The following is a 21,026-nucleotide window of genomic DNA, read 5'->3' on the forward strand; positions in this document are numbered from 1 at the left end:
CTGGCCTGAACTTTTTTTGTGCAATCTGCCGCTTTCACTTGTTATTTCACGGCTGACTCCTTAAAATACGCGACCTTCGGCCATACACTCAACGTTCCTTGCCTTTATAAGAACCCGGCCGAGTTCTTCCGAGGCTTACTAACCGTAAGGAGCTACAATGCGTCATTACGAAATCGTTTTTATGGTTCACCCTGATCAGAGTGAACAAGTGCCTGGTATGATCGAGCGTTACACTGGCGCGATCAAAGAAGCGGGCGGTGCTATCCACCGTTTAGAAGATTGGGGTCGTCGTCAACTGGCTTACCCAATTCAAAAACTGCACAAAGCACACTATGTGCTGATGAACGTGGAAGCACCACAAAGCGTGATCGATGAGCTGGAAACTAACTTCCGCTACAACGATGCGGTATTACGTAACCTGATTATGCGCACTAACGGTGCCATCGTTGAGCCATCACCAATGGCTAAGGTACGTGAAGAGCGTCGTGAGCGTGCTCCTCGTGAAACTGAAGAGCAAGTAGCAAACGACGAGTAAGTTGGAGATGGACAATTACTTTGTGCTAAGTGGCGCCCTTTGCCGGCACCCTGAGCGCAGTGAGAGTCCGGCGGGGATCCCGCACACTGTGTTAACCCTGGAACATCGCAGCATGCAACAGGAGGCTGGCTTAAATCGTCAGGCTTATGTGCGGATGCAGGTGGTTCTAAGCGGCACAGTGTTACAACAACACGCTCAGCATCTGACGTTGGGCAGCACGGTTAGGGTGAGTGGTTTTTTAAACCGGCACCAAAGCCGCAGTGGTCAGGCAAAACTGGTCCTGCATGCGCAACAGATTGAACAATTAAGTTAGGAGACAGACAAATGTCACGTTTTTTCCGTCGCCGTAAGTTCTGCCGTTTTTCTGCAGAAGGCACTGTAGAGATTGATTACAAAGACACCGCCGTTCTGAAGAACTATGTTACAGAAAGTGGCAAGATCGTACCAAGCCGTATTACTGGCACCAGCGCTAAATACCAGCGTCAGTTAGCCCGCGCCATCAAACGCGCCCGTTACCTGGCCCTGTTACCATACAGCGACTCACACAGCTAATACAGAGGGGTATAGGCAATGCAAATTATTCTGTTAGACAAAGTCGCAAACCTGGGTGGTTTAGGTGACAATGTAACTGTTAAGTCTGGTTATGCCCGTAACTTCTTATTCCCTCAGGGTAAAGCAGTTCCGGCTACTAAGGCTAACATCGAGAAATTCGAAGCCCGTCGCGCTGAATTAGAAGCCAAACTGGCTGCTGGTTTAGCTGCTGCTAACGACCGTGCTGCCAAGGTAGCTGAACTGGCCCAGGTGACTATCGCTTCTAAAGCGGGTGACGAGGGTAAACTGTTCGGTTCTGTTGGTACCCGTGATATCGCTGATGCGATCACTGAAGCCGGCGTTGCCGTAACTAAAGCGGAAGTGAAGTTACCAAATGGTACTTTACGTGAAACTGGCGAGTTCGACATCGACCTGCAGTTACACGCTGAAGTGATTGCCACTATCAAAGTAATCATTATCGCTGAAGCCTAATTGGCTAAGACGCACTGCCGCCTGGCAGTGCGTTTTCTCTGTTCTGTTATCCCCTCTGCTTTTTCTGTCATTTTTTCTGTTAAATCCAAAGCCATTCAACTGTCAGTCAGCCAATCACAGGTAAAATTTTCAAAGCTTTAATTGGCATTGGCGCAGTCGCAGGTTAGCATGACGCCATCAGCAAGTTTTTTCCTGTGGTAGTACAACGTGGCACAACAAAGTGTAAAAGATAAGCAGGTTGCAGCAGTAAAGATGCCACCGCATTCGATTGAAGCGGAGCAATCAGTGCTGGGCGGCCTGATGCTGGATAATGAAGCCTGGGATCGGGTTTCCGAAAAGGTGGTAGAGCATGATTTTTATCTGCGCTCACACCGGCTGATTTTTAATGCGATGGCGCGCCTGGCTGAGGGCAACCAGCCAATTGACCTGATCACCGTTTCGGAAGCACTGGAAGCCAACCAACAGTTAGACGATATTGGTGGCTTTGCTTATTTGGGTGAAATTGCCAAAAACACCCCCAGTGCCGCCAATATTCTGGCCTATGCCGATATCGTCCGCGAACGCGCGGTAGTGCGGGATATGATTGGTGTTGCCCATGATATCGCTGACGCCGGTTACGATACTCAGGGCCGCACTGCGGCAGAGCTGCTGGACTTTGCCGAAACCAAAGTATTCAAGATTGCCGAGCAGCGCGCTAAAGCCAATGAAGGGCCGGAGCCGATCAACAGTATCCTCGCTAAAACCATCGACAAGATAGACGCGCTGTACCGTTCGCCACAAAATGGCATTACCGGGGTGTCGACCGGCTATGTCGATCTGGACAAGATGACCAATGGTTTACAACCATCGGATCTGATTATCGTCGCGGCGCGACCCTCGATGGGTAAAACCACCTTTGCCATGAACCTGTGTGAACACGCGGCTATTACCAGCGATAAACCGGTACTGATTTTCAGCTTAGAGATGCCGTCAGACCAGATTATGATGCGGATGCTGGCCTCATTAGGCCGGATTAACCAGACCAAGGTGCGTACCGGCCAGCTGGAAGACGAAGATTGGGCGCGCTTGTCATCGGCGATAGAGCTTCTGAACAGCAAAGGCAAAATGTATATCGATGATGCCTCAGGCTTAACCCCTACCGAAGTGCGTTCGAGGGCAAGGCGAATTGCCCGCGAGCACGGTGGCTTAAGCATGATTATGGTCGACTATCTGCAGCTGATGACGGTACCCGGGATGAGTGAAAACCGCACCCTGGAGATCGCCGAAATTTCCCGCTCGTTAAAAGCCCTAGCAAAAGAATTGAAAGTGCCGGTAGTCGCGCTATCGCAGCTTAACCGTTCACTGGAACAACGCGCCGATAAGCGGCCAGTTAACTCGGACTTGCGGGAATCGGGTTCGATCGAACAGGATGCGGATTTGATTATGTTTATCTACCGTGATGAGGTCTATCACGAAGACAGCGCCGATAAAGGCACCGCCGAAATTATTATTGGTAAGCAGCGGAATGGCCCGATAGGCCGGGTGCGGTTAACTTTCCACGGCCATTTTTCGCGCTTTGATAATTATGCCGGCAGTGCCCGTTTTGAGGATGAGTATTAATGAGTCGACGGCCGGTCGCGCAAATCAATTTACAGGCACTGCAGCATAATTTAAGCCGGGTTCGGCAACTGGCGCCACAGAGTCAGCTATTGGCAGTACTGAAAGCCAATGCTTATGGTCATGGCCTGGTTAAAGTGGCGCAGACGCTGAGTGATGCTGATGCCTTTGCCGTGGCGCGGATTGATGAAGCTCTGGCGCTGCGCACTGGTGGTATTGTCAAACCGATAGTGCTGCTCGAGGGCTTTTACGAAGCGGCCGAGTTACCCCTGTTACTGGCTAACAATTTGCAAACCGTGGTACATAACGAATTGCAGTTACAGGCGTTGGAACAAACTGTGCTGGATGGCCAGCTAAAGGTTTGGCTGAAGATTGATAGCGGCATGCACCGGTTGGGGATCGAGCCGGCGCAGTTTGACGATTTTTACCGCCGGCTGTGGCAATGCAGTGCGGTATTACCGGGGATCCGGCTGATGAGTCATTTTTGCTGTGCCGATGAACCTGACTCAGACCGCACCTTACAGCAACTGGCAGTCTTTGCTGACTTAACGGCTGCTAAGGCAGAGCAGCGCAGTTTAGCTAACTCCGCTGCAATCCTGGCGTTTCCACAGAGCCATGCCGAATGGGTCAGACCCGGGTTGATGCTGCATGGTATTTCACCTTTCGCCGGGAAAATTGGCAGCGAGCATCAACTGCAACCGGTGATGCGACTGAGTAGCCGCCTGATAGCTCTGCGTCAGGTGCGTGCCGGTGAACGGGTTGGCTATGGCGGGCATTGGCAGGCCAGTTGTGATACCACGCTAGGCGTTATAGCGGTAGGTTATGGTGATGGTTATCCGCGCCACGCGATAAATGGCACACCGGTTTGGTTGAACGGGCGGGAAGTACCGCTGGCCGGCCGGGTGTCGATGGATATGATTACTGTGGATTTGGGGCCGAATGCTTTGGATCAACTTGGCGACGAAGCCGTATTGTGGGGGCCTGAACTGGCCATTGAGCGGGTGGCAGCCTGTGCGGCTACCATACCTTATGAGCTACTATGTAATATTACGCCACGTGTTGATTATCAGTACTGCTGAGCGTTAACACGCCGCGTTCAGCGGTTACTTATCAAAACTGACTTCAATATGGACTTTGCCAAAGTCTGAGTTAAACGGCATCAGAATGGTTGGGCCGTCACACTTGTGGGTAATAGTATGATTTTTACCCGATACCACGATCGGGGTAGCCATCGAAAATTCATAGCCTTTTTCACCCAGAATGCGCTTGGCACCGCCGGTGACCATATTGGTAATTTCACCCACCATATCGGTTACATCGGCATTAATGCCTGCCGGTTTTTCACCCAGCATCCGGAACATAATTTCAATCGCCAGACTCTCATCGAAACTCACAGAAAATGACCCTTTCATGGTCGGGCCGACCATACCAATCAGACCTGAGACATCACCCTGCGCGACTTCATCTTTTTTAACCCGTGGCTGGCCCGGCACAATTTTGGTATTAGCCATGGTCGAAAGCACATTGACGAGTGAGGAAAGAAAAGGGTTTATATATTCAACATTCATTTAAAATGCCTACGAGTTGAGGATTCGAGATAATGGCAACAAAATTAAGCCTAGAAGTTTTTTCTTTATTATACAAGAGTGCAGCTAATGTTTTGCGGTTAATTTCCATGGCACTGCCGACAAATCCCCCGCGCCTCTATCGTTTTCCGGTGAATATGAAAACCCAGTGCCGAGGCCAGTTTGCTAAATTCTGCGTCTAAAGTGGCCGAATGCAGTTCGGTCACGTTGCCACATTTCTCACATATCAACAGCTGCGCCGGGTGATGCTTGTCGAAATGCTGGCACAACATAAAGGCATTACTTGACTCAATCTTATGAATAAAGCCCTGCTCAGTCAGAAACTCCAGCGCCCGGTAGATCGTTGCCGGTTTGGCAGCGGGTTCAGTTTGTTTCAATTGTTCCAGTAATTCATAGGCACCCTGGCCGCCATGATTTTCTGCCATCAGGCGGAAAACTTTCTCCCGAATACTGGTAAAGCGGGCGCCATTTTGCTCGCAGATGGCTCTGGCTTTTGATACTAAACTCTCAGTAGACATGCTTGCCCTCCCATACTTAGCCGCAGTTTACCATATTGTTAGTCTGAAACCAGTGACTGTAAGAAGCCGCACATTTAAGCCGAAAATCGGGTATAATTTCGCGTTTTTTAAACCCGGGTCAAACTGTAATATGCCAAAACTGCCTGCTAAAGCCGCGTCACTGGTCATGCCATTGTTACTCTCAGTGCTGATGACGCTGATCGTATCCTTGGTCAGCACCCTGAAAAGTCTTGGGCTGGAGGCTTTTACACTGCAAGGGTGGCTATCAGCCTGGGGCCTATCCTGGCTGATTGCTTTTCCGACCTTGCTACTGGTGTTGCCACTGGTGAAAAAATTAACGGCTTATCTGGTTCATGCCGGGTCCTGATTTCTGTCTGAATGGTTTGCTAACTTGAATAACGCTATCTTGCCACAAAAATTTTCCGTTGCTCCGATGTTAGATTGGACCGATCGGCATTGCCGCTATTTTCATCGTCTGATGAGCAAGCATGCGGTGCTATATACCGAGATGGTCACAACCGGCGCCATTATCCATGGTAAAGGCGATTATCTTGGTTTTAATCCGCAAGAGCAGCCGGTAGTACTGCAGCTGGGTGGTTCCGAACCGGCTGAGCTGGCGCATTGTGCCAAGCTGGCTGAGCAGCGTGGTTATGCTGCAATAAACTTAAATGTCGGTTGCCCATCAGATCGGGTGCAGAACGGTATGTTTGGCGCTTGCCTGATGGCCAGGCCGCAACTGGTTGCCGATAGTGTTAAGGCGATGCAGGATGCCATCAGTATTCCGGTCAGTGTGAAAACCCGCATCGGTATTGACGATTCTGACGAGTATCAGTTTTTACAGGATTTTGTCGCCACTGTCGCGGCAGCAGGATGTCGGCAATTTGTGATCCATGCCCGCAAGGCCTGGTTAAAAGGTTTAAGTCCGAAAGAAAACCGTGAGATCCCGCCGCTGAACTACCCAAGGGTTTATCAGTTAAAGCAGGATTTCCCGACACTGGACATCAGTATCAATGGTGGAATCAAAACCCTGGCTGAGGCTGAGCAGCAGCTGCAATATTTGGATGGCGTGATGATCGGCCGAGAGGCCTACACCAACCCTTATCTACTGAGCCAGGTCGATGCCGTACTATATCAGGATGTCTGGTCGGTACCGGGGCAGCATCAACTGGTACGGTTGATGGTGCCCTACATTGAACAACAAATGCAGCAAGGGGCGCGTTTTTGGCATATTGCCCGTCATATGTTAGGGCTGTTTCAGGGGCAGCCGGGTGCCCGGCAGTGGCGTCGCTTACTGAGTGAGCAAGGACATCTAGCTGATGCCAAACCAGAGTTGCTGTTACAGGCGCTATCACTGGTGCCTGAATCGCCAGACACTACGGCTAATTAACTGACTGTCTATATAAAAACCAAAAAATAGCAAAATTGACTATTTTTTGGTTTTCTAACTTTCCCGCACTTACAGCCTTCTTTGTTGATCTCTGCATTAATCATTATAAAACAAATGGTTATGTGGATTTTCGGCTTTGGCATGCCCCTTGAATTCAGTATCGCAGCAGTACCGAACCACTGAACTGAATTTGCAGGAGCAACCAAATGCGTACTTTAACTACTCTTCTTTTTACTAGTGTTGTTAGTTTAACCAGCACCCAACTATTAGCCGATCCAGCTGAATCGCTGCGTGCAGCTATGACAATACAACAACAGCAGTTACAGCAACAACTGGCGCTGGATGTGCGGCAACAAAGCCAATATTCGATCGAGAGTACCATCACGCAGATGCCACTTGTGTTACAGCAACCAGGCGAAATGCCGCAGCTGGCACAACAGCTCGCTGAGAAAGCGGCCGTAACAATGGTGGCAGAGTAAATGTTGGCCTTCGCTGAGCAGACTTTACTGCTGATCTATTTGCTGCCGGTATTGGGCTTGGTGCTTGGCGCTATGCCAGCGGTCGTGGTTTGGCAGGCTTATAAAAAAGGCTGGGCCTGGCGGGGCAGGAGCCTGACCCGGCCAAGATTATCACCGGCTTATCGCTGCCGTGACAGTGGTTTTGGTGTAAGATAGTGTTGTCCGCGGCTGCATCGGGTTTAGACGATGCATAATGGCTGGCTGCGGATAGCGCAGGACGACAGGATGCAGTGACGCCCTGTCACGACTATGCCAAACCATTAGGACATGATATGAATAAAACCTCTACTCTGTCAGCCGTTGTAGCCGGGATCTTACTGGTGCTGTGGTTATTTAGTTGGTGGGTAAGTCGCGAGCCCGCCTTACTGATAGAAGAAGTGCAGCAAGGGTTACATCTGGATGATGGCAGCCGGGTTGTCGGCTACAACACTACGACTGCCTTGATCCGCGTTACGGAAACCTTATTGCAAAAGCGCGGCGGCTATATGTCAAATGATATTCTGCCACCCTTTAGCTTACTGGATAATATGCCGGCCTGGGAATTTGGCGTGCTGGAAATGTCACGTGATCTGGCACTGGCGTTTCGCAAAGACTTTAGCCGCTCTCAGTCGCAATCAGCGGAAAATGCCTTTTTACGGATTGCTCAACCGCAACTGAATATTGATCATCGCAGTTGGGTATTACCGAGCGCCGAATCTGAATATCGTAAGGCGATTGCTCAGCTTTATTTGTATCGCAGCGCCTTGGTCGATCCAAAACAAACGGACAGCCAGTTCTATGCCCGGGCAGACAATCTGCGTGACTGGCTGAAGAATGTCGAAAAGCGTTTGGGTAGCTATTCACAGCGTCTCAGTGCCAGTGTTGGGCAGGAGCGTTTTAATACCGATCTCGCTGGCGACATCGCTGCTCGTCAGTCGACGGAAACACCGGACCGCCGCTTTGTAAAAACCAGCTGGTGGAAACTGGATGATGAATTTTATGAAGCGCGCGGTGCAACCTGGGCATTGCTGCACTTTCTGAAGGCGGTGGAAGTTGATTTTGCGGAAGTGCTGCAGCGTCGTAATGCGATGGTGAGCCTACAGCAAATCATTCGTGAGCTGGAAGCCGCTCAGCAGCCTATTCACAGCCCGATGGTATTAAACGGCAGTGGCTTCGGTATTCTGGCCAATCATAGTCTGGTGATGGCAAATTATATCTCCCGCGCCAATGCGGCGCTGATTGATTTATCTGAATTATTAAAGCAAGGGTAGAGAATGAAAGTGGTAAGAATCTTGGCACTGGCTGCAACAGTTGGTATGGCGCCGGTACAGGCGGATACGTTTTTCGGTGTACACGCGGGCTATGATAGCTGGCAAGCCAGTACTCAGGGTGGTTTTGCGAATAGTCAGCAATTACAGGATTTTAGTTTTCGGGATAAGAACCAACAAGGCTATTATCTGGCGTTTGAACATCTGGTACCAGTGTTACCCAATCTTAGAGTGCAGTGGCAGAATTTACAAAGCCAGGGTCATACTGAACTGAACAACAGCTTCAGTTTTGGCGGAGCAACCTTTGCGGCCGGTACCGCGCTGAGTACTGAGCTGGATTTTCGGTATACCGATTATGTGCTGTACTACGAGTTACTGGATAATAGCTTGCTGCAGCTTGATCTGGGTCTGGTTGCCAAAAAACTCTCCGGTGAACTGACAATAATGGCTGCGAACCGCCAGGCCAGCCAAAGTGTCCGTCAATGGCTACCTTTGTTGTATCTGGATAGTCGGCTTGGTTTGCCGGGCAGTGGTCTGGAGCTGTTTGCCAATGGCCAGGCAAGCCAGTTTAGTGGTAATCATTGGTATGATCTGCAAGCCGGCGTCGCCTATCAGTTGGTAGACAGTCTGACACTGGATGTCAGATTAAAACTTGGCTATCGCTGGTTGGATCTGCAGTTGGATGATATCGACGATCTTTACGCCGGTATCACCTTTAGTGGCATCTTCGCAGGTATCGCGATACATTTCTAACCTGCTTTTCGAAACAGGGGCAAGACTTGAGCCCCGGCTACTTTAGACATATAGTGGTGCTCTGATTTTATTGTCTTGAGCACCACCTTGATCGCCCAGTATCGCTATTTATTCTTGTTCTACTGCGCGGCCTGTGCCGTGTTAGTGATGTCAACCTTGCTTTGGCAGCAACATCACAACCGGCAACTGCTGCAGGCACAGCTGCAACTATACGGTGATGTGATCCAACTCGCGTTATCCCCGAAGCTTGGTCAGGCTGCGCCAGAGCAGTTGCAGCAACAGCTGGCGGAATTACAGTTCGGTGCCAGTATACCGGTGGCCGCGTTGGCATTGTATCCGTTGCAGGGGGAACTGCTGTTGTCGGTTGGACAGACAGAGTTGGTACCGCTGGAGTTACCGGGTCAGGACTTTAGCAGTTTAACGCTGATTACGCTGAGCGGTCGCGATGTTGCGGTGTTGCCATTACAAAAGCCGGCTTTACCCTTCGAACCTTTTTCCAGCCAACCTACATATCTGTTACTGATTATCCCTGAAGCGCCGACCGCGATTTGGCTACTATGGTGGCCGGCGGTATTGGCGTGGGTATTATTGACGGTGTTGCTGCTGTTAGCCTGGCGTTTGCGGGAGGCGCCTCAGCGTCAACAGCTACAACGTTTACACACGTTTAAACAGCGAGCCGAGTCATTACAGTTACAAGGTGTCGAGCCACTATTGCAATGTCAGGACAGCGTCGGGCTGGACCAGGCATTACTGCAAGTACTGCAGCAGCAGCAACAGCTGGAACAACAGAACCGACAGTTCGATACGCAACAGCAGCAGCTGATGGCTCAGCTTGAGCTGTTTCAGCAGCAAAGTGAGCAGCAACAGATACAACAACAGCGCAGGCAACAGTGTCTGATCCGTTGGTTGCACCAGTGGCAGCTGTTAGGTCAGCGCAAGCCACAGCTGACCGAAGCGATGTTCGACACTCTACAGCAGCTGCATTATTGTTATGCCAAGCATCAGTTTGCTGCAGCTGGCTTGCAGCCGCAGCCATTACTGTTACCGGAGTGGCTGACTGAACAGCTCGGCACGCTCAATATGCTGTTGCCTGATGATTGCGCTATGGATTGGTTAGAATCCGGAGACTGTTATCAACTGTTGCCGGAAATCGATGCTGAATTTTTAAAGCATGTATTGCAAGCTATGTTGTTATTGGCGCTGCGTTCAGAGTCTGCAAGGCGTTTTAGTTTTAAACTTCAGTTGCTTGCTAGTCCAGATCCGCAATTAAGTTTACAACTGGCCTGTGATGGTAATGGTTTACCACGACATTTGACCGCGCAGCTGCACGAAGCGGATAGTTCGGCCCTGCAATGGCGCGATGCTGACATCGCCGTCCTTAAACTGGCCGCCAGGTTACTGAGCGCCAGTTTGCATGTTGAGTCGCTGGAGGGGTTAGGTGTGCGCATCAGCCTGCAATGGCCGTTAACCGCAGCTGCCCGGCATAGTGTGCCACTGCTGGAGCATTTGCTGGTATTCGATGCAGATCCCGAGCGTTTGACCGAGCGCCTGCAGAGCTTGCATAACCTGGCGTTGCAAGTGAGCAGTTGTAGTAATCTCAGCGAACTTCGCAAAAGGCTACAGGAGCAAGCATACTCTGCGATACTGATTTTTCTGCCTGGTCAGGCCCCCTGCCAGGAGTGGTTAACGGTATTAACGGAGATCCGCTGTCCACGTTTTATTTTTGTTCCGCCGCTTAGCCTGTCGCTGTGGCAGCAAAACCTCAGCTGCCTTTCCAGCGCCGATTTTTGTCTGGGTTGGCTCGCACAGCGGCTACACGAGCTGGCAACGCGCCCTTTGAAACATCTACTGGTTGTCGATGATAACGAGACTAATCAGGCTTTTATCAAGGTTTTGTTACAGCATAAGGGCGTGCAACTGACTTCAGCACTGACGGGAGCTGAAGCCCTGACACTGTGTCAACAGCAACAGTTCGATTTGGTGTTGTTGGATATCAGACTACCGGATTTGGCAGGTACGGAAGTCGCCCGTCAGCTAAGGCGTCTGACGTCCTATCAACAGGTGCCGATACTGGCGTTTACTGCACACGCTTTGCCAGCAGAGATAGCAAGTTTCCGCGCTGCCGGTATGGATGATATTGTGCTTAAACCCTTGGATCCCTGTAAATTTGAGACTTTGCTGCAGCATTATCGGCTGTGCTGATGTGGTTGCAGTTTAGGGCATGTAAAATTAAATCGCTGCAGGATTTCTTTTTCTGCAAAGATGCGGGTATATTTACAGCAAGCTTTAGCAAAGGACCAGCTCATGACATCAAAAGAAACAGAGGACGGATTTCTGTTTTTAGCCGATGACGACAGTGCCAGTGTGCCAAAAGAACCTGCTGCAGGGGTCTGGCCGCTGCTTATCGTAGACGATGACCAGGAAATTCATACTGTCACTAAGTTAGCACTTAGCGACCTGGTCGTATTGGGAAAACAGCTGGAGTTTCATCATGCCTATTCAGGCCAGCAGGCGCTGGATTTTCTGAAGCAACACCCTGATACCGCTTTAGTTCTGCTCGATGTGGTAATGGAAACCGATGATGCCGGCTTGCAGGTGGTACGACGGATCCGTGATGAGCTGCAAATGGACGAATTACGCATCGTGTTGCGGACAGGACAACCCGGTTATGCTCCGGAAGAAAGCGTTATTAAAGAATATGATATTAACGACTACAAAACGAAGACCGAGCTGACCCGCAGTAAACTTGTCACCACCATTATCTCTTCTTTGCGTTCTTACCAACAAATTAAGACCATTAATCAGAACCGCCGCGGCTTGCAGAAGATCATTAAGGCCGGAGCCAATTTATTAGAGCAGCACTCCTTACACGAATTTTCCGAAGGGGTGGTTACCCAAATCTCGTCGCTAATTGGTCTGCACGCGGAAGGGGTGCTTTGTGCCCAGATTGAGGATGATGGTACCGCCAGCGATAAAATTTATGTATTGGGCGCCGCCGGCCATTATGCCCCTTTTATTAAATGTCAGCTTGACCGGCTGGACAATAAACGCATCGTTGAACAGATTAATCTCTGCCTGAAAAATCGCCAGCACCTGTTTTCGGATCAGGACACAGTATTATATCTGGGTAATGAAAAACATAATGCTGCAGTTTATATCGAAACCAACCGGCCGATTGAAGATGCAGATAAACAGCTGATTGAAGTCTTCCTTAGTAATATCTCTGTTGGCTATGAGAACGTTGCGCTGTTCCAGCAATTAAAACATGCCGCCTATATCGATCCGCTGACTAAGACGCCAAACCGCAACGAATTTATTCAGATTTTACAGGATACCCGCCGCTTTGAACCTGAGCATATGGTGGCGGTACTGGTTGATATTGACCACTTTTCCGATGTTAACGATGGTCTGGGGCAGGATGTCGGCAATGAACTGCTGATTGCGATTACGCTGCGCTTGATCGAGCATTTTGGTATCAGTTCGCAGTTAGGCCGTATTGGTGCCGACGTTTTTGCGTTGGCGGGGCCGGAAGATGAGTTAACGCCAGAGCGTTTAACTGCTGTTTTCGCGCAACCGTTCCAGGCATCGGAACATAGCCTGCAAATGAATGCGACCTTTGGTATCTGCCGGCTGCGCGAAGCTGCAGAGCAGGGCATGGTGATTATGAAGCAGGTGTATATTGCGCTGAATAAAGCCAAAAAAACCCTGGGCGTACACCATCAGTATTATGAACCGGCAATGGAAGAAGAGGTGACCGAGCGGCTGACGATGCTCAGAATGCTGCGCGCCGACTTTGCATTGGATAAACTGGAACTCTGGTATCAACCACAGCTGTGTCTGAAGAGCCAGGCCGTAGTGGGGATGGAGGCTTTATTACGTTGGCCACATCAACCCGGGCGCTATATCTCGCCGGCGATCTTTATTCCGCTGGCAGAGTACTCAGGCCTGATTGTCGATATTGGGCAATGGGTTTTAGAGCAGGCCTGTAAGCAACTACAGCAATTAGCGGCAGCCAACTGTGGCAGTCTGCGAATTGCGGTAAATGTGTCGATGCCACAATTCCGTTCGCCACATTTTGTGCCCTCCGTTATCGACACGGTTAAACGCTATCAGGTTAATCCGCAGTTACTGGAGCTGGAGATCACTGAGTCAGTGGTGATGGACGAGCCGAAAATCGTGATTGATGCACTGCAGCAGCTAAAGAGCTTTGGTATTAAAGTGGCGATCGACGACTTCGGCATTGGTTTCTCATCGTTGAGCTATTTACAGCAACTGCCGCTGGATCGGATCAAGGTAGACCGTGCCTTTGTCAGCACCGTAACGAACGAGGGTGGCGGACTGATTGCTGAGACCATTATCAGTTTAGGTAAACGTATCGGTCTGTCCACTATTGCCGAGGGTGTTGAAACCAAGGAGCAGTTGCAGGCCGTGATGGCGATGGGCTGCGAAGAAGTACAGGGGTATTTGTTTGCTAAACCGATGCCTGCTGCCGATTTAATGCAGTATTTACTGGCGTATCAGGATGGCAAGTTAAGGCCTTAATGTTAACGCCAATAAAAAAACCGGAGGGCGCTCCGGTTTTTTTATTGGCAACAGCGGCTGTTGGCTTATTTTTTGGCGCGCTCGAAAGAGGTCATAATTTCAGCTTTCGCGGCGGCGGCATCGGCCCAACCAGTAACTTTAACCCACTTACCTGGCTCCAGCTCTTTGTAACGCTCAAAGAAATGCTGGATTTGCTTTTTCAGCAGCTCAGGCACATCGTTGATATCCTGGATATGGTCATAAAGTTTGGTCAGCTTGCTAACAGGTACGGCAATAACCTTGGCATCCTGACCAGACTCATCTTCCATATTCAGTACGCCAACCGGGCGACATTTAATCACGGCGCCTGGTACCAGTGGGTAAGGCGTTGGTACCAGTACGTCAACCGGGTCACCATCCAAAGACAAAGTCTGGTTCACAAAGCCGTAGTTGCAGGGATAGAACATAGGGGTGGCCATAAAGCGGTCTACCCAGACGGTACCGGTGTCTTTATCCACTTCGTATTTGATTGGATCGGCATTGGCCGGAATTTCAATAATTACGTTAATTTCATCCGGCAGATTTTTGCCAGCTGCTACATCGCTTAAGCTCATTGCTTGGTCCTCTGATTAATTGCTGGCCGCCATTATAATGACGGCCGTAAAAATGGCTATTGATAATTAGTCTGATGTGGTTGGCGCACTACCGGTTTGATGGTAGCCAACACAGGTTTCCACTTCATGTTTGGAACCTAAAATCACTGCTACCCGCTGATGGATATCAGTCGGAATGATCTCCATAATGCGTTGATAGCCAGTGGAGCTGGCACCGCCAGCCTGTTCTACCAGAAAGCTCATCGGATTAGCTTCATACATCAGGCGCAATTTATCCGGCTTACTTGGATCTTTCAGATCGCGGGGATAGGCAAAGATGCCGCCACGACAGAGTACCCGGTGCACATCGCCGACCATGGCGGCAATCCAGCGCATATTGTAATTTTTACCGCGCACCCCTTCTTTACCTTGCAGTAAATCGGCGATGTAACTTTGCATTGGTGCCTGCCAGTAGCGCTGATTTGACATATTGATGGCAAACTCGGCGGTGTATTTCGGGATGGTGGCCTGCTCTTCGGTTAACAGGAAGCCGCCATAGGTTTTATCCAGGGTGTACAGGCGGGTGCCTTTGCCAGTGGTCAGCGCCAGCATTGTTGATGGGCCATACAACACATAGCCCGCTGCAACTTGAGCGGTGCCTGGTTGTAAAAACTGGCTGGCATCACTGGCGTCCTTGTGTGGATCGGCCGGTAATATCGAGAAAATAGTGCCGATCAGGCTATTGATATCGGTATTGGAGGACCCATCTAAAGGGTCAAAGGTTACCAGATAGCGGCCACGCGGATTACCCGGTACGATATCATCCTCTTCTTCTGAGCTGATAGCTTTCACCACGCCGGTTTCCAGGATCACTTCTTTTAGTAATTCGTTCGCGATCACATCCAGTTTTTTCTGGGTTTCGCCCTGCACATTTTCTGACAGAGTTGAACCCAGTACACCGGCCAGTTCGCCCTGACCGACGCGGAAGGCGATTTCGCGGCAGGCCGCCAGGATAGTTTTTAACAACGAGATCAGATCCGGATCCACGCCATCTTGTTGCAGTACGGGTGAGATGCGACGCATTATAGTAGGTCCTTGTTATATTTTCGGGTAAGACAGAGTCAGACCGATTAAGCTTTCGTCCGGTACAAGTGGCGAAATCTCATTCAGTCTGGGTTATTTTAAAGAATTTATTCTTAAATTGCAGTTTTGATCGCAGCTTATTCTGCATTTGCTACAATAAGCCCCTGCTTAACAGAGAAGTACATTATGCATATTCATATTCTGGGGATTTGCGGCACCTTTATGGGCGGTATCGCAGCCCTGGCCAAAGCCCTTGGCCATCAGGTCACAGGTTCCGATCAACAGGTTTACCCGCCGATGAGCACTCAGCTGGAACAGCTGGGCATCAGTCTGACTCCGGGTTATGACCCCGCACAGCTGGAACCCGCCCCGGATCTGGTGATTATCGGTAATGCCTTATCGCGTGGTAATCCGGCCGTTGAGTATGTGCTGGAACATAACCTGCCTTACACTTCAGGCCCACAGTGGTTATCCGAACAGTTACTGCAGCAGCGCTGGGTACTGGCTGTTTCCGGCACCCATGGTAAAACCAGCACCGCCAGTATGTTGGCCTGGATCTTAGACTATGCCGGTCTTAAGCCGGGTTTTCTGATTGGCGGTGTACCGCAAAATTTCGGCGTTTCTGCCCGCTTAGGTGAGGCGCCGTTCTTTGTGATTGAAGCCGATGAATACGATACGGCGTTTTTTGATAAGCGCTCCAAATTTGTGCATTACCGGCCGCGTACCCTGGTGATTAACAACCTTGAGTATGATCATGCGGATATCTTCCCGGATCTGGCAGCGATCCAGCGGCAATTTCATCATTTGTTGCGCACCGTGCCAGCTTCAGGGCTGGTGTTATCTCCGGAAGCGACGCCTGCTGTCGCCGAGACGCTGGCGCTGGGCTGCTGGAGTCAACGTGAAGCCTATGGCAGTGACTGGCAGGCTGAGTTATTAACACCGGATGGCAGTCAGTTTGCGCTGTATTGGCAACAGCAACAGGTGGCGCGGGTAAATTGGTCGCTCAGTGGTCAACATAATGTTGATAATGCGGTAATGGCGATTGCTGCCGCGCGTCATGCCGGGGTCCCGGTTGGTGTTGCAGCCGAGGCCTTAGCCAGCTTCGTGGCACCAAAACGGCGGATGGAGCTAAAAGGCTCTCCACAAGGTATTGCCATCTATGACGATTTTGCCCATCACCCCACCGCGATAGCTACTACGCTACAAGGCTTGCGGGCGAAAGTGGGCCAGGCGCGGATTATCGCCGTATTAGAGCCGCGCTCCAATACTATGCGTCTCGGTGTGCATCAGGCGGCTTTGCCGCAGGCGTTGTTAACGGCAGATCAGGTATTTTTATATGAACCGCGCAATGCCGGCTGGTCGATGGCCGAGCTGGCCGCGCGGCTCTCGATGCCGGCCAGTGTCTGTTATGACATCGCTGAGCTGAAAGCCAGCATTCTGGCGCTGGTGCAGCCAGGCGATCAGATTGTAATAATGAGCAATGGCGCCTTCGGCGGCATTCATCAACAACTACTGGAGGCGCTGAGTTAAGCGTGGCCAGTCGACAGGAAAGCCAATGATAACCAGCAAAGAGATTACCCTGGCCTTTAGCGGTGCATCGGGTGCGCCCTACGGTTTACGTTTATTACAGGTATTGTTAGCGCAGGGCATTAAAGTGCATCTGCTGATGTCCAGTGCGGCGCGGGTGGTGTTTGCCACTGAGCAGCAATTGCAGTTAAGTGCTGCGCCGGAGAAATGCGCACAGCAGCTGGAACAGTACCTGCAAGCTGCACCCGGCCTGTTAAAGGTTTATGGTAAGGACGATTGGTTTTCGCCGGTTGCTTCCGGCTCGGCGGCGCCGAAACAGATGGTGGTTTGCCCCTGTTCTACCGGTAGTCTGTCGGCTATCGCGCAGGGCGCCAGTGATAACCTGCTGGAGCGTGCCGCTGATGTGGTGATTAAGGAAGGCGGTAAATTAATTCTGGTGGTACGCGAAAGTCCACTCAGCGCTATTCATCTGGAAAATATGCTGAAGCTGGCCCGCCTTGGCGTCTGTATTATGCCGGCCGCGCCCGGTTTTTATCATCAGCCGCAGCAAATCAGCGATTTGGTCGACTTTATGGTGGCCCGGGTATTGGACCAGTTGGGCTTAGCGCAACAGTTAGTGGGGCGCTGGGGCTATGACGCGCGACAACAGCAAACAGGAGAATAGCGTGACGCTGGCACTGGACATTAAAGACTTACATAAAATCTATCGTAGCGGCACAGTCGCACTCAGTGGTATCGATTTACAGGTACAGCAGGGCGATTTTTTTGCGTTGCTGGGGCCAAATGGTGCCGGTAAAAGTACCACCATCGGTATTATCAGTGCGCTGGTCAATAAAAGCCGCGGGCAAGTTAAGGTATTTGGCTTTGACCTGGATACCGAGCTGGAAGCGGCAAAAAGTCAGCTTGGCCTGGTGCCGCAGGAATTTAACTTTAATCAGTTTGAAACCTTGCTGCAAATCGTGGTCAATCAGGCCGGCTATTATGGCGTACCGCGTGCCGTGGCCTTACAGCGCGCTGAGAAATATTTAGGCCAGCTGGGGTTATGGGAAAAACGTCATGCCCGGGCCCGTGAGTTGTCGGGTGGCATGAAGCGGCGGCTAATGATTGCCCGGGCGCTGATGCATGAGCCAAAGTTGTTGATCCTCGATGAGCCGACGGCTGGGGTTGATATTGAGCTGCGGCGCTCAATGTGGGAGTTCTTACGCACGATAAATCAGCAGGGTGTGACGATTATCCTGACTACCCATTATCTGGAAGAAGCCGAGATGCTGTGTCGTAATATCGCCATTATTGATAAAGGGCGGATTATCGAAAACACCAGTATGAAAGCCCTGTTATCCAAGCTGGGTAAAGAAACCTTTATTCTGGATCTGGACCAAGTGCCGGAGAGCCTGCAGTTGGCCGACTTTGTCTGGCGAAAGTTAGATCAACACAGTGTGGAAGTGGATGTGGAGAAAAGTGCCGGCTTAAACCCGATCTTCGAGCAACTTAGTGCGCAGCAGGTAAAGGTATTATCAATGCGGAATAAAGCCAACCGGCTGGAAGAACTCTTTGTTAATCTGGTTGAGCATGGCCGGGGGCAAACGAAATGAATGGCCGTTATCTGATAGCGCTACAAAGTATTCTGACCAAAGAGATTACCCGCTTTATGCGCATTTGGGTGCAAACCCTGGTGCCGCCGGCCATTACCATGAGCCTGTATTTTGTCATTTTCGGTAGCCTAATTGGCTCGCGGATCGGCGAGATGAACGGCTTTAGTTATATGGAATTTATTGTTCCCGGCCTGATTATGATGTCGGTTATTACCAACTCCTACGCCAATGTGGCCTCGTCGTTTTTTAGCGCCAAGTTCCAGCGTAATGTCGAAGAGCTGCTGGTAGCGCCGGTACCCAACTATATTATAGTGCTCGGTTATGTTGGTGGTGGCATGGCGCGCGGTATCTTAGTCGGCTTAATCGTTACGGTGTTGTCGTTATTCTTTGTCACCATCAGTATCCATAATCTGGCGATTATTATCTTAACCGTGGTCTTGACCTCGATGTTGTTCGCACTGGGTGGCCTGATCAATGCCGTCTATGCCAAAACCTTTGACGATATCAGCATTATTCCAACCTTTGTGTTAACGCCCTTAACTTACCTGGGCGGTGTCTTCTACTCACTGACCTTGTTGCCCGGATTCTGGCAGCAACTGGCGCAACTGAATCCGATTGTCTATATGGTGAATGCCTTCCGTTTTGGCTTTTTGGGTTACAGCGATGTCAATTTATGGCTGGCGCTGGCGGTAGTAGTAGGCTTTATTCTGGTGTTATTCAGCTATGCAATGTATTTGATCAATAAAGGTATTGGCTTACGCAGTTAGCGGCAATACAACACGGAATTCAGAAAGTTGCAGACATTTTTAAGTGGTTGCAGTACAGTTGAACGCTTTGCTGCGTATAAACGCTGACAGAGTTACAGCAGGTAACGACAGGCATGAACGACATCATTAAACGCCAGGCCACGGCTTCCGAAGAAGCGCTGTGGCGTATTTTTACGATCCCGGAAGCGCCGGACTCGACCCTTAGTATTATCGAACAAAACCTGTCGCAGAATCTGGCCGGCTTTTTAAATGAAAGTATCGTAGCGGTGGAAAAACCGTTATGGCAGATTGAGCGGGATTTTCAGGCGTTCCAGATCCCGGAGCAACCGTCTTTTGTTTCTGATTATACCGACACCATTATGCAAAAACTGGTGGCGCACTCAGTGCATACTGCAGCCCCCAGTTTTATTGGTCATATGACGTCGGCCTTACCCTATTTTGTGCTGCCACTGTCGAAAATGATGGTGGGTTTAAATCAGAACCTGGTAAAAATCGAGACCTCAAAAGCCTTTACCCCGCTGGAGCGGCAGGTATTGGGTATGATGCATCATCTGGTGTACGGCGAAAAAGACGGCTTTTATAAAAAGTGGATGCACAGCGCTAATCATTCGCTGGGTGCCTTTTGCTCCGGTGGTACCATTGCCAATATCACTGCGCTGTGGATTGCCCGCAACCGCTTGTTAAAACCGGACGGTGACTTTAAAGGTATCGCCAAAGAAGGTCTGTTCCGCGCGATGCAGCATTATGGTTATCAGGGGCTGGCGATAGTAGTGTCAGAACGCGGTCACTATTCGCTGGGTAAGGCCGCAGATGTGTTGGGTATCGGCCGTGATATGGTGGTGTCGGTCAAAACGGACGCCAATAACAAGGTGGACACTGCCGAAATGCGCCGGGTACTGGCCGACCTTGCGGAGCGTAATATTAAAGTGCTGGCCATTGTCGGCGTGGCCGGCGCCACGGAAACCGGCAATATAGACCCGTTAAATGAGCTTGCCGATCTGGCCGAGCAACAACAATGCCATTTCCATGTTGACGCCGCCTGGGGCGGTGCGACCTTATTGTCAGCTAAGTACCGGCATTTACTAGCGGGTATTGAGCGTGCTGACTCTGTGACCATTGATGCGCATAAACAGATGTATGTGCCGATGGGCGCCGGTATGGTGGTCTTTAAACACCCGTCGACGGCGAACGTGATTGAACATCATGCCGAATATATTTTGCGTAAAGGCTCGAAAGATTTAGGCAGCCAAACGCTGGAAGGCTCAAGACCCGGTATGGCGATGCTGGTGCATGCCTGCTTACAGGTGATTGGTCGCCAGGGTTATCAGATCCTGATCGACCGCAGTCTGGAAAAGGCCCGCTATTTTGCGACGTTGATTAGCCATAATATCGACTTTGAACTGATTACCGAGCCTGAGCTTTGTATTCTGACTTATCGCTATGTGCCGGCGCAGGTGCAAAAAGCGATGGCCAGTGCCAGCCCGGAGCAGTTGCTGCGCTTTAACGAACTGCTTAACGGCCTGACCAAGTTTATTCAGAAGCGGCAGCGCGAAGAAGGTAAATCTTTCGTCTCCCGCACCCGGCTAACACCCGCCCGCTATCAGCGGCAGGAAACCATAGTGTTTCGGGTGGTATTGGCCAATCCGCTGACCACAGAGCAGATTTTGCGTGATGTGTTAGTGGAGCAGGATCAATTAGCGCAGCAGGATAAAGAGTTTTATCCTAAGCTATTACAACTGGCGGCGCAGCAACTGCACGGCTAGTTCGCGCTTTGAGAATA

23 protein-coding genes are annotated in these 21,026 nt (G+C 50.6%); 19 read left to right on the forward strand and 4 right to left on the reverse strand.

What is annotated here, in order from left to right:
• Positions 1 to 157: 157 nt before the first annotated feature.
• The 6 genes from rpsF to alr all read left to right on the forward strand — a co-directional run bounded on the left by rpsF (position 158) and on the right by alr (position 4,233).
• Complete coding sequence (rpsF, locus tag AEST_RS03535) at positions 158 to 535, forward strand: 30S ribosomal protein S6 (protein ID WP_008607108.1); 378 nt, start codon at positions 158 to 160, stop codon at positions 533 to 535.
• A gap of 7 nt (positions 536 to 542) precedes the next feature.
• Positions 543 to 848, forward strand: a complete 306-nt coding sequence (gene priB / locus AEST_RS03540; RefSeq protein WP_008607114.1) for a primosomal replication protein N — start codon at positions 543 to 545, stop codon at positions 846 to 848.
• Between the two features lie 11 nt (positions 849 to 859).
• Complete coding sequence (rpsR, locus tag AEST_RS03545) at positions 860 to 1,087, forward strand: 30S ribosomal protein S18 (protein ID WP_008218940.1); 228 nt, start codon at positions 860 to 862, stop codon at positions 1,085 to 1,087.
• Between the two features lie 18 nt (positions 1,088 to 1,105).
• Positions 1,106 to 1,558, forward strand: coding sequence for a 50S ribosomal protein L9 (gene rplI, locus AEST_RS03550; protein WP_008607115.1), 453 nt, complete (start codon positions 1,106 to 1,108; stop codon positions 1,556 to 1,558).
• A 207-nt stretch (positions 1,559 to 1,765) separates the two neighbouring features.
• Positions 1,766 to 3,157 (forward strand): replicative DNA helicase, encoded by a 1,392-nt coding sequence (gene dnaB, locus AEST_RS03555; protein WP_008607116.1) that lies wholly within the window; start codon positions 1,766 to 1,768, stop codon positions 3,155 to 3,157.
• Complete coding sequence (alr, locus tag AEST_RS03560; RefSeq protein ID WP_008607117.1) at positions 3,157 to 4,233, forward strand: alanine racemase; 1,077 nt, start codon at positions 3,157 to 3,159, stop codon at positions 4,231 to 4,233. Before dnaB ends, alr begins: the two co-directional genes overlap by 1 nt.
• Before the next feature lie 24 nt (positions 4,234 to 4,257).
• Here the strand turns inward: alr and AEST_RS03565 are convergent, their stop codons facing one another.
• Both AEST_RS03565 and AEST_RS03570 read right to left on the reverse strand, forming a co-directional pair.
• On the reverse strand, positions 4,258 to 4,722 hold the full coding sequence (locus AEST_RS03565) for a chemotaxis protein CheX (RefSeq protein ID WP_008951232.1): 465 nt from the start codon (positions 4,720 to 4,722) through the stop codon (positions 4,258 to 4,260).
• Between the two features lie 98 nt (positions 4,723 to 4,820).
• Positions 4,821 to 5,258 (reverse strand): transcriptional repressor, encoded by a 438-nt coding sequence (locus AEST_RS03570; RefSeq protein WP_008607119.1) that lies wholly within the window; start codon positions 5,256 to 5,258, stop codon positions 4,821 to 4,823.
• A gap of 130 nt (positions 5,259 to 5,388) precedes the next feature.
• Here AEST_RS03570 and AEST_RS03575 point away from each other — a divergent pair, with 130 nt between their 5' ends.
• From AEST_RS03575 to AEST_RS03610, 8 genes are all read left to right on the forward strand, one after another.
• Entirely contained in the window at positions 5,389 to 5,625 is a 237-nt protein-coding gene (locus AEST_RS03575; RefSeq protein ID WP_008607120.1) for a DUF2798 domain-containing protein, read from the forward strand.
• Positions 5,626 to 5,649: 24 nt separating this feature from the next.
• Positions 5,650 to 6,645, forward strand: a complete 996-nt coding sequence (gene dusA, locus AEST_RS03580) for a tRNA dihydrouridine(20/20a) synthase DusA (protein WP_039925010.1) — start codon at positions 5,650 to 5,652, stop codon at positions 6,643 to 6,645.
• A 206-nt stretch (positions 6,646 to 6,851) separates the two neighbouring features.
• The gene (locus AEST_RS03585) at positions 6,852 to 7,124 is read left to right on the forward strand and encodes a hypothetical protein (RefSeq protein WP_008607122.1); all 273 of its coding nucleotides are present in this window, start codon (positions 6,852 to 6,854) and stop codon (positions 7,122 to 7,124) included.
• A complete protein-coding gene (locus AEST_RS03590; RefSeq protein WP_008607123.1) occupies positions 7,125 to 7,319 on the forward strand; it encodes a hypothetical protein in 195 nt (64 codons plus the stop codon).
• Positions 7,320 to 7,435: 116 nt separating this feature from the next.
• Entirely contained in the window at positions 7,436 to 8,413 is a 978-nt protein-coding gene (locus AEST_RS03595) for a DUF2333 family protein (RefSeq protein WP_008607125.1), read from the forward strand.
• 3 nt (positions 8,414 to 8,416) lie between these two features.
• Positions 8,417 to 9,163, forward strand: a complete 747-nt coding sequence (locus AEST_RS03600; protein ID WP_008607127.1) for a TIGR04219 family outer membrane beta-barrel protein — start codon at positions 8,417 to 8,419, stop codon at positions 9,161 to 9,163.
• 75 nt (positions 9,164 to 9,238) lie between these two features.
• Positions 9,239 to 11,365, forward strand: a complete 2,127-nt coding sequence (locus tag AEST_RS03605; protein WP_039925014.1) for a response regulator — start codon at positions 9,239 to 9,241, stop codon at positions 11,363 to 11,365.
• 102 nt (positions 11,366 to 11,467) lie between these two features.
• Positions 11,468 to 13,705 (forward strand): two-component system response regulator, encoded by a 2,238-nt coding sequence (locus tag AEST_RS03610; protein WP_039925057.1) that lies wholly within the window; start codon positions 11,468 to 11,470, stop codon positions 13,703 to 13,705.
• A gap of 65 nt (positions 13,706 to 13,770) precedes the next feature.
• Here AEST_RS03610 and ppa read toward each other — a convergent pair whose 3' ends face one another.
• Together ppa and AEST_RS03620 are read right to left on the reverse strand one after the other, a co-directional pair.
• Complete coding sequence (ppa, locus tag AEST_RS03615; RefSeq protein WP_008607132.1) at positions 13,771 to 14,298, reverse strand: inorganic diphosphatase; 528 nt, start codon at positions 14,296 to 14,298, stop codon at positions 13,771 to 13,773.
• Positions 14,299 to 14,364: 66 nt separating this feature from the next.
• Positions 14,365 to 15,360: a class 1 fructose-bisphosphatase gene (locus AEST_RS03620; protein WP_008607133.1), complete on the reverse strand. Its 996-nt coding sequence runs from the start codon at positions 15,358 to 15,360 to the stop codon at positions 14,365 to 14,367.
• A 186-nt stretch (positions 15,361 to 15,546) separates the two neighbouring features.
• On the opposite strand from AEST_RS03620, the gene mpl reads away from it, so the two are divergent.
• From mpl to panP, 5 genes are all read left to right on the forward strand, one after another.
• Positions 15,547 to 16,890: a UDP-N-acetylmuramate:L-alanyl-gamma-D-glutamyl-meso-diaminopimelate ligase gene (mpl, locus tag AEST_RS03625; RefSeq protein WP_008607134.1), complete on the forward strand. Its 1,344-nt coding sequence runs from the start codon at positions 15,547 to 15,549 to the stop codon at positions 16,888 to 16,890.
• 25 nt (positions 16,891 to 16,915) lie between these two features.
• Positions 16,916 to 17,551 (forward strand): flavin prenyltransferase UbiX, encoded by a 636-nt coding sequence (locus AEST_RS03630; protein ID WP_008607135.1) that lies wholly within the window; start codon positions 16,916 to 16,918, stop codon positions 17,549 to 17,551.
• Positions 17,520 to 18,479: an ABC transporter ATP-binding protein gene (locus AEST_RS03635; RefSeq protein WP_202948010.1), complete on the forward strand. Its 960-nt coding sequence runs from the start codon at positions 17,520 to 17,522 to the stop codon at positions 18,477 to 18,479. The genes AEST_RS03630 and AEST_RS03635 overlap by 32 nt, the downstream gene beginning before the upstream one ends.
• Positions 18,476 to 19,246, forward strand: a complete 771-nt coding sequence (locus AEST_RS03640; protein ID WP_008607141.1) for an ABC transporter permease — start codon at positions 18,476 to 18,478, stop codon at positions 19,244 to 19,246. Before AEST_RS03635 ends, AEST_RS03640 begins: the two co-directional genes overlap by 4 nt.
• A 113-nt stretch (positions 19,247 to 19,359) precedes the next feature.
• A complete protein-coding gene (panP, locus tag AEST_RS03645) occupies positions 19,360 to 21,009 on the forward strand; it encodes a pyridoxal-dependent aspartate 1-decarboxylase PanP (protein WP_008607143.1) in 1,650 nt (549 codons plus the stop codon).
• The last annotated feature ends 17 nt before the right edge of the window (positions 21,010 to 21,026 follow it).

Origin of the sequence: Alishewanella aestuarii B11, assembly GCF_000280055.1 — a bacterium.
Taxonomy (GTDB): Bacteria; Pseudomonadota; Gammaproteobacteria; order Enterobacterales; family Alteromonadaceae; genus Alishewanella; species Alishewanella aestuarii.